6 protein-coding genes are annotated in these 7,215 nt (G+C 61.1%); 5 read left to right on the forward strand and 1 reads right to left on the reverse strand.

Annotated elements, in window-relative coordinates; translation table 11 throughout:
• Positions 1 to 271: 271 nt before the first annotated feature.
• The 5 genes from fdhE (at position 272) to EWH21_RS04855 (ending at position 6,993) form a co-directional block, all read left to right on the forward strand.
• The gene (gene fdhE / locus EWH21_RS04835; RefSeq protein ID WP_277699941.1) at positions 272 to 1,204 is read left to right on the forward strand and encodes a formate dehydrogenase accessory protein FdhE; all 933 of its coding nucleotides are present in this window, start codon (positions 272 to 274) and stop codon (positions 1,202 to 1,204) included.
• 12 nt (positions 1,205 to 1,216) lie between these two features.
• Positions 1,217 to 2,623, forward strand: coding sequence for an L-seryl-tRNA(Sec) selenium transferase (selA, locus tag EWH21_RS04840; protein ID WP_277699942.1), 1,407 nt, complete (start codon positions 1,217 to 1,219; stop codon positions 2,621 to 2,623).
• On the forward strand, positions 2,620 to 4,572 hold the full coding sequence (gene selB, locus EWH21_RS04845; RefSeq protein WP_277699943.1) for a selenocysteine-specific translation elongation factor: 1,953 nt from the start codon (positions 2,620 to 2,622) through the stop codon (positions 4,570 to 4,572). The genes selA and selB overlap by 4 nt, the downstream gene beginning before the upstream one ends.
• Positions 4,573 to 5,615: 1,043 nt before the next feature.
• On the forward strand, positions 5,616 to 5,966 hold the full coding sequence (locus EWH21_RS04850; RefSeq protein ID WP_277699944.1) for a hypothetical protein: 351 nt from the start codon (positions 5,616 to 5,618) through the stop codon (positions 5,964 to 5,966).
• A 637-nt stretch (positions 5,967 to 6,603) separates the two neighbouring features.
• Complete coding sequence (locus tag EWH21_RS04855; RefSeq protein ID WP_277699945.1) at positions 6,604 to 6,993, forward strand: hypothetical protein; 390 nt, start codon at positions 6,604 to 6,606, stop codon at positions 6,991 to 6,993.
• A gap of 18 nt (positions 6,994 to 7,011) precedes the next feature.
• On the opposite strand, the gene EWH21_RS04860 is transcribed toward EWH21_RS04855, so the two are convergent.
• The coding region (locus EWH21_RS04860) for an IS3 family transposase (RefSeq protein WP_277698747.1) at positions 7,012 to 7,215 on the reverse strand (204 nt) is incomplete at its 5' end.

Below are 7,215 nucleotides of genomic sequence, written 5' to 3' on the forward strand. Positions count from 1 at the left end.
AGGGGCTTCAGCCGCGATAAAAGCTCGCCGCTAAAGCGCCTCCCACGCCTATCGCCGCACACCACCCCGTAGCCCGGATGCAATCCGGGGCCGCCCCCGGCCAAGCACCAACGTACATCTCTGTAGGAGCGGCTTCAGCCGCGACAGCCCCGTAACAGAAACCACACAGCTGACCCTCCAGCAACCTGCCCATCCCCACCGGCAAACCCCATCAGCCTGGTCTAGGCTGATCACAGCCATTTCCACGGGAGCAGTCCCTAAGGAGTCCTGCGTGTCAGGCCAGATTCTCGAGCCGGGGCAGATCGAAGCTGCGGCCAATATTCCGCCCTTTCTCCACTTGCCCGAGCCCGACCTGTTCCGCCGCCGTGCCCAACGCCTGCGCCACCTCGCCGTGGATCACCCCTTGGCCGCCTATCTGCTGCTGATGGCCGAGCTGTGCGAGGCCCAGCAGCGCGTGCTGGACGCGCCGCCTGCATTGCCGGGCCCCTCGGCCGACACCCTGAGCCGTTGCCTGGAACACCAGATGCCGCCGCTGGGCTTCGACACGCTGGTACGTGGCGATGCCTGGCTGCCGGCGCTGAATGCGCTGCTGAGCAGCTTCCAGGCCACTGGCAACCCCTCCGTCAGTGCTGCCCTGGCAGCCCTGCGTGAAGCCGACAGCGGTCAGCGCAAGGTCTGGGCCATCGCTTTTCTGGGCGGCCAGTTCGACCTGCTGCCTGCCGCCCTGGCGCCCTTTCTCGGTGCCGCGCTGCAGGTCGCGTTCAGTCACTGGCTGCTGGCGCTGCCGAGCGAACGTCTGGTCGAGGCCGGCAGCCAGACGCAGTGCCCGGCCTGCGGCTCGCCGCCGGTGGCCGGCATGCTGCGCCATCGCGGCAAGTATGCCGGCCTGCGCTACCTGAGCTGTTCGCTGTGCGCCTGCGAATGGCACTACGTGCGGGTCAAGTGCAGCCATTGCGAGTCGTCCAAGCACCTTGGCTACCTGTCCTTGCAGCGCGAAGGCGTGGCTGCCGAGCGGGCGGCGATTCGGGCCGAGGTCTGCCCGGCGTGCCAGGGCTATCTCAAGCAGTGCTACCTGGAGTTCGACGACCAGGCCGATGCCGTCGCCGATGACCTGGCCAGCCTCGATCTGGACATGCGCCTGAGCGAGGACGGGCATCTGCGCCGCGCGCCGAATCTGCTGCTGGCCCCCGGCAATACCGATTGACGGAGCGTGACGATGAACGCTGCCCGCCTGCCTTCCATCGACCGCCTGTTGCGCTGCGACAGCGTGGCGCCGCTGCAACGACGCTATGGCCGCGATGCCCTGCTGGCCACCCTGCGTGACCTGCTCGACGAGCTGCGCGAACCCGCGCGCAGTGGCCAGCTCGCTGCCGTCGAACTGAGCGAGGCCGTGCTCGCCGGCCGTGCCGGTGAGCGGCTGGCGGCGCGCCATGCCAGCCGCGTGCGCCGCGTATTCAACCTCACCGGTACCGTGCTGCACACCAACCTCGGCCGGGCGCTGTTGCCCGAGGAAGCCATCGACGCCATCACCCAGGCCGCGCGCTATCCGCTCAACCTCGAATTCGACCTGGCCAGCGGCAAGCGCGGTGACCGCGACGACCTGATCATCGGCCTGATTCGCGAGCTGACGGGCGCCGAGGCCGTCACCGTGGTCAACAACAATGCCGCCGCTGTGCTGCTGGCACTGAACAGCCTGGGGGCGCGCAAGGAAGGCATCATTTCCCGTGGCGAGCTGATCGAGATCGGTGGCGCCTTCCGCATTCCCGACATCATGGCGCGCGCCGGGGTCAAGCTGGTCGAAGTCGGCACCACCAACCGCACCCACGCCAAGGACTACGAGGCCGCCATCGGCCCGCGCTCCGGCCTGCTCATGCGCGTGCACACCAGCAACTACAGCGTGCAGGGCTTCACCGCCAGCGTCGCCACCCGTGACCTGGCCGCCATCGCCCACGCCCATGGCCTGCCGCTGCTGGAAGACCTCGGCAGCGGCAGCCTGATCGACCTCACTCGCTGGGGCCTGCCCAAGGAACCGACCGTGCAGGAAGCACTGCGCGATGGCGCTGATATCGTCACCTTCAGCGGCGACAAGCTGCTCGGCGGCCCGCAGGCCGGGATCATCCTCGGCAGCCGGGAACTGATCGGGCGGATCAAGAAAAACCCGCTCAAGCGCGCCCTGCGCGTGGACAAGCTGACCCTGGCCGCGCTGGAGGCGGTGCTTGGCCTGTACCGTGATCCGGACCGCCTGGGTGAGCGCCTGACCAGCCTGCGCCTGCTCAGCCGGGCGCAGGTGGACATTCGCGCCCAGGCCGAGCGCGTCGCCCCGGCACTGGCTGCCAGTCTCGGCGAGTCCTGGCAGGTTGCCGTGGTCGACGCCCTGGGCATGATTGGTAGCGGCGCCCAACCCGTGGCGCGCCTGCCCAGCGCGGCCCTGTGCATTCGTCCGCAGACCTCCAAGCGCCTGCGCGGTCGTGCGCTGCGCGAACTGGAAGGGCTGCTGCGCGAGTTGCCGATCCCGGTGATCGGCCGGGTCGACGACGACGCTCTGTGGCTCGACCTGCGCCAGCTCGACGACGAGGCCGCCTTCGTCGCGCAACTTTCCAGGCTGCGCGAGGCACTGCCGTGATCGTCGGCACCGCCGGCCACATCGACCACGGCAAGACCGCGTTGCTGCAGGCGCTCACCGGCCAGCAGGGCGACCGCCGTCCGGCCGAGCGCGCCCGTGGTATCACCATCGACCTGGGCTACCTCTATGCCGACCTGGGCGACGGCCAGCTCACCGGTTTCATCGACGTGCCCGGGCATGAACGCTTCGTCCACAACATGCTCGCCGGCGCCTGTGGCATCGACCTGCTGTTGCTGGTGGTGGCCGCTGACGACGGCGTGATGCCGCAGACCCGCGAGCACCTGGCCATCGCCGAGCTGCTGGGCATTCGCCAGGCGCTGGTAGTGTTGAGCAAGGTCGACCGGGTGGATGCCGCACGCGTGCAGCAGGTTAGCGAGCAGGTGCGCGACTTGCTCGCCCCCGGCCCGCTGGCTGGCGCCGAGCTGCTGGCGGTGGACAGCCTCAGTGGGCAAGGCATCGAGAGCCTGCGCCAGCACCTGCTGGCGTTCGCGGCCGCGCAGGCGGCGCGCAGCGCGCAGGACTATTTCCGCCTGCCCATCGACCGCGCTTTCAGTGTCGACGGCGCCGGTGTGGTGGTCACCGGCACGGCCTTCGCCGGGCAGGTAGCGCTGGCCGACGAGTTGCTGCTCAGCCCCTCCGGGCGTCGTGTGCGGGTACGCGGCCTGCATGCACAGAACCGCCAGGCCGAACGTGCCGTCGCCGGCCAGCGGGTGGCGCTGAACCTGGCTGGTGAGCGTCTGACGGTCGAGCAACTGCATCGGGGCGACTGGTTGCTGGCACCGGCGCTGCTGGCGCCGAGCACCCGTCTGGATATCGAGCTGCAACTGCTCGCCTCGGAAACACGTGCGCTGGCGCACTGGACGCCGGTGCACGTGCACCTGGCAGCACAGGACGTCAACGGGCGTGTCGCCCTGCTCGATACGGACAGCCTCGCGCCCGGACAGTCCTGCCTGGCCCAACTGGTGCTCAATGCCCCGGCGCATGCCGTACACGGCGATCGCGTGGTGCTGCGTGACCAGTCCGCGCAGCGCACCCTGGGCGGGGGGCAGATCCTCGACCCTTTCGCTCCGGCCCGTGGGCGCCGCTCATCGCCGAGGCTTGTACAGCTGCAGGCGCTGCGCAGCGCCTCTCTGGAGGAAGCACTACCGGCATTGCTGCAGTCTGCCGGCAATGGCCTCGATCCCGCGCTGCTGGAGCGCCAGTTCAACCGCCAGCGTGACAGCTGGACGTTGCCCTCTGGTCTCTGCGAGTTGGTCACCCGCCAGGGCACGCGGCTGTTCGATGCGACTCAGTTGCAGGCGTTGCGCGAGGCTCTGGTCGAAGGCCTGCGACGTTTTCATGCTGAATCGCCGGACGAGCTCGGCCCGGACCGCGACCGTTTGCGCCGTTATGCCCTGAGCGAACTGGAGCGCCCGGTATTCATTGCCCTGCTGGACGAGGCGTTGGCCGAGGGGCGTATAAGCAGCAGCGGGCCCTGGCTGCACCTGCCGGATCACCGCGTGCAACTGGGTGCGGAGGACGAAGCGCTGCGCGAACGGCTCTGGCCGCTGCTGCTCGCCGGCGGCTTCGACCCGCCCTGGGTCCGCGACCTGGCTGGCGCGGTGCAGCAGGATGAAGCCAGCGTACGCCTGCTGCTGCGCAAACTGGCGCGCCTGGGCCTGCTGCATCAGGTGGTCAAGGATCTGTTCTACCCCGAGCCAACCTTGCACAGCCTGGCACTCCATGCCCTGACGCTGGAGCAGCAGCATGGCGGCCTGCGCGTGATCGACTGGCGAGACCGCATCGCCGTTGGCCGCAAGCGCAGCATCCAGCTGCTGGAGTACTTCGACCGCATCGGCTTCACCCGCCGCCTGGCCACCGAGCGCCGCATCCGCGGCGACTCGGCATTGGCCATTCAACTGATGGGAATCAAGGCAGAGGAGGGTGGTTCACCCAGTGGCATCCATTGACGCACGACGGTCGCCATCGGCTACCCTGCGCAAGAACAAAGATGGCTGCCATGCACCACGCAGCCAACGAACGAGGAAGGCAATCACGCCCGGTGGCGTGGCCGGGCTTCAACCCTCTGGTTCGCTCTCGCATGGCTCTGCAAAGCCCGGCTTTTCTGGCCTCGGCTCCTACCCTTGGCTGCATTGTCCAGCTATCCCTTGCAGTGATTTCGACACTTTTTCGACACGCCGTCTGGACAGCTTTCAAGCCTGCCAGTAGCGTCTGGCCATTACGTTGCCTTGGCTGATCGGCTGTTTTGTCGTTTTCCGCCAACCCGGAGTCGCGTTCCTCCGTCTTGTCTTCAAGCGAATCAAGGCCTTACTGTATGACAAGGAACGTTATCCGACATCGCCAAGGTGTGTTATGCGACAGCAATGTCGCCTAATTAATGGTTACCCAATGAAGGTCAGATCGGCGTAAGGAAACGTAAATGATATGGAATCAAGGTGACCCAAAAGCAAAAAATCTGCTATTGAGCGAAACCAAACAGCGCTGTTTGGTTTCGCTGGAAGCTGCTGTTTTCTGATTTTTGCCCCCTTGAGTTTCACCTTCATTTATATGGCCGCTACGCGTCCGCGTGCAAATCATCGGATAACTACTCACTAGAGCGAACACTTCGTGTCGCTCACCTCGGTCGTTAGGATAACTCCAGAGAGAGAGCTATATGCTAGAAAATCTTCTGTCGCTCGGCCTGATTCCTCTAATAATGGTTGTCGGTTTTTTGCCAACATGGCTCGCGACTTTATATTGGCTGCTGACCAAGCTTACAAATTATAATGACCATGGTTTTATGTTTAACCCAGTTTCTGTAATTGCTGTGACATCTTATGCTTCTGTAGTTGTTACGTTTTGCATGCTTCTCTTATATGCAATGGCACATTCAGGAGTCTAAAAATGGGAAAGGGTATGAAGAATCACCCTAACAAATCGCTCAAGTCATTCGCTTCGCTCACTGGGACCAGCTAAAGCCGGCCCCTTAGCTTAATCGTTAGGTAGCTTATTCGTGCAATTCATTCGCACCACTAAAGCAACAGACTGGAAGCGACCAATCCCTTCAATCGTTGAACGCATCGAAAGAGCACTTCTGAGTTTTATACCAAGAGCCAATCCTGGCTGTGAATCGAAACTTCATCTGGTACATGAATGGCTAATAGAGTTTGACGACAGAGGTTTACCCAGTCGTGAAATCGGTATAACCAAAAATGGCACACCGGTCATCGCGGGGCCAAATAAAGAAAACTATGGTTTCTGGCTTGATACCAACATGAGCATTGCTGATTTTTGTGATACCCCAATTACCAGGGATGAATTCGAAATAGCCTGGAAAGAAGCAGTAGAGAAGCTAAAATTTTGAGCGCCACCTAACTAGTGGTTCAAGTAGTTCGCTGCGGAAAAGGGGACGGGTTAGAGCCCGCCCCGTAACCAAATGTTATGTATTGGAATTATGAGCGCAAATTACTCGAAGCAGTGGATGTCCTTTAGAGTAAGGCGAGGAATGTTTATAGCTGTATTTCTTTCCTGGATTATTATCGGGGCAAAAGTGTCACCATTACTAGAGAGCCTCACAGGCAGCAAGCACTCTGGGCTAATGGCGCTAGCTATTTATTTGCCAATATTTTTTATCTCTGGATATCGACTGATAAACTTTAAGTGCCCAAGATGCAAAAAACAGTACTCCAGCGTCAACTGGTTGCTTGGCAGCAATAAATGCATGAATTGCGGTCTGGAAAAATGGCACGATGACACATAACAACTGGTGCAAACCGTTCGCTGCTTACTTTACTCGCACCTGGAACCATGTGCTCAAGCATACCAGCGCCTAGCTGCTTCCTGCGTGCTCTTTATCTCGTGCTGAATGGGTCAGCGTTTCGGTTGGCTTCGTAATTGGTAGGGTAGGGTTTGCTTGGTCTCTCTGCTACAGTCTTACCGCGTGTCGTTACGAGAAGATAAATCTGTCCCCCTTTTTTCTTAGCTTAATCGTTAGGTGCTTCATGAGTAAGCTCGCATGCACATGTGGCCATATAATCTGTGACCAAACGGACTCACTATCCTACAAAGCCTCACTTATAAAAGATCAGCAGGAAGAGGAGTTCATTCAACATTTGGCGCAAGAAATTAACTTTCTATTGACTGCAGCAAAAGCTGGAAATCTAGAAGCTCATTTAGATGAGCGATACGGAAATACGCCCTGGCGACCGAAGACGGCTGAGGTCTGCTATGACATTATCGGGAGCGCATTATTGAATAATTCTATTATGGCCTACGAGTGCCAGTTGTGCGGTAAGTTGTGGGTTCAGAAAGAGGTAAACAGTTTTATGCCCTTCAACCCCGAAAGCGGAGTGTATGAGGCAGTGCTGTCTGTTAACCCTGCACCTAACTAGTGAATCGCCCCAGGTTTCCTAGACACTCTCCAAGCTCTGAAAATAGCGCTTTTCATACTCCACTGGCGATAGCTGCATAGCGCTGCTGTGCCGGCGCTTGGGGTTATAAAACATCTCGATGTAATCGAACACATCACTGCGAGCTTCTTCGCGGGTGCTGTAGGTTTTCCGTCGGATGCGCTCCCGCTTCAGTAACTGGAAAAAGCTCTCCGCGACCGCGTT

It is taken from the genome of Pseudomonas sp. REST10 (genome assembly GCF_029542605.1).
GTDB lineage: Bacteria > Pseudomonadota > Gammaproteobacteria > Pseudomonadales > Pseudomonadaceae > Aquipseudomonas > Aquipseudomonas khazarica.

Excerpts from the sequence above, each read along its gene's own strand:
- selA (WP_277699942.1), top strand. The coding sequence starts at position 1,217 with ATGAACGCTGCCCGCCTGCCTTCCATCGACCGCCTGTTGCGCTGCGAC.
- EWH21_RS04855 (WP_277699945.1), top strand. The coding sequence starts at position 6,604 with ATGAGTAAGCTCGCATGCACATGTGGCCATATAATCTGTGACCAAACG.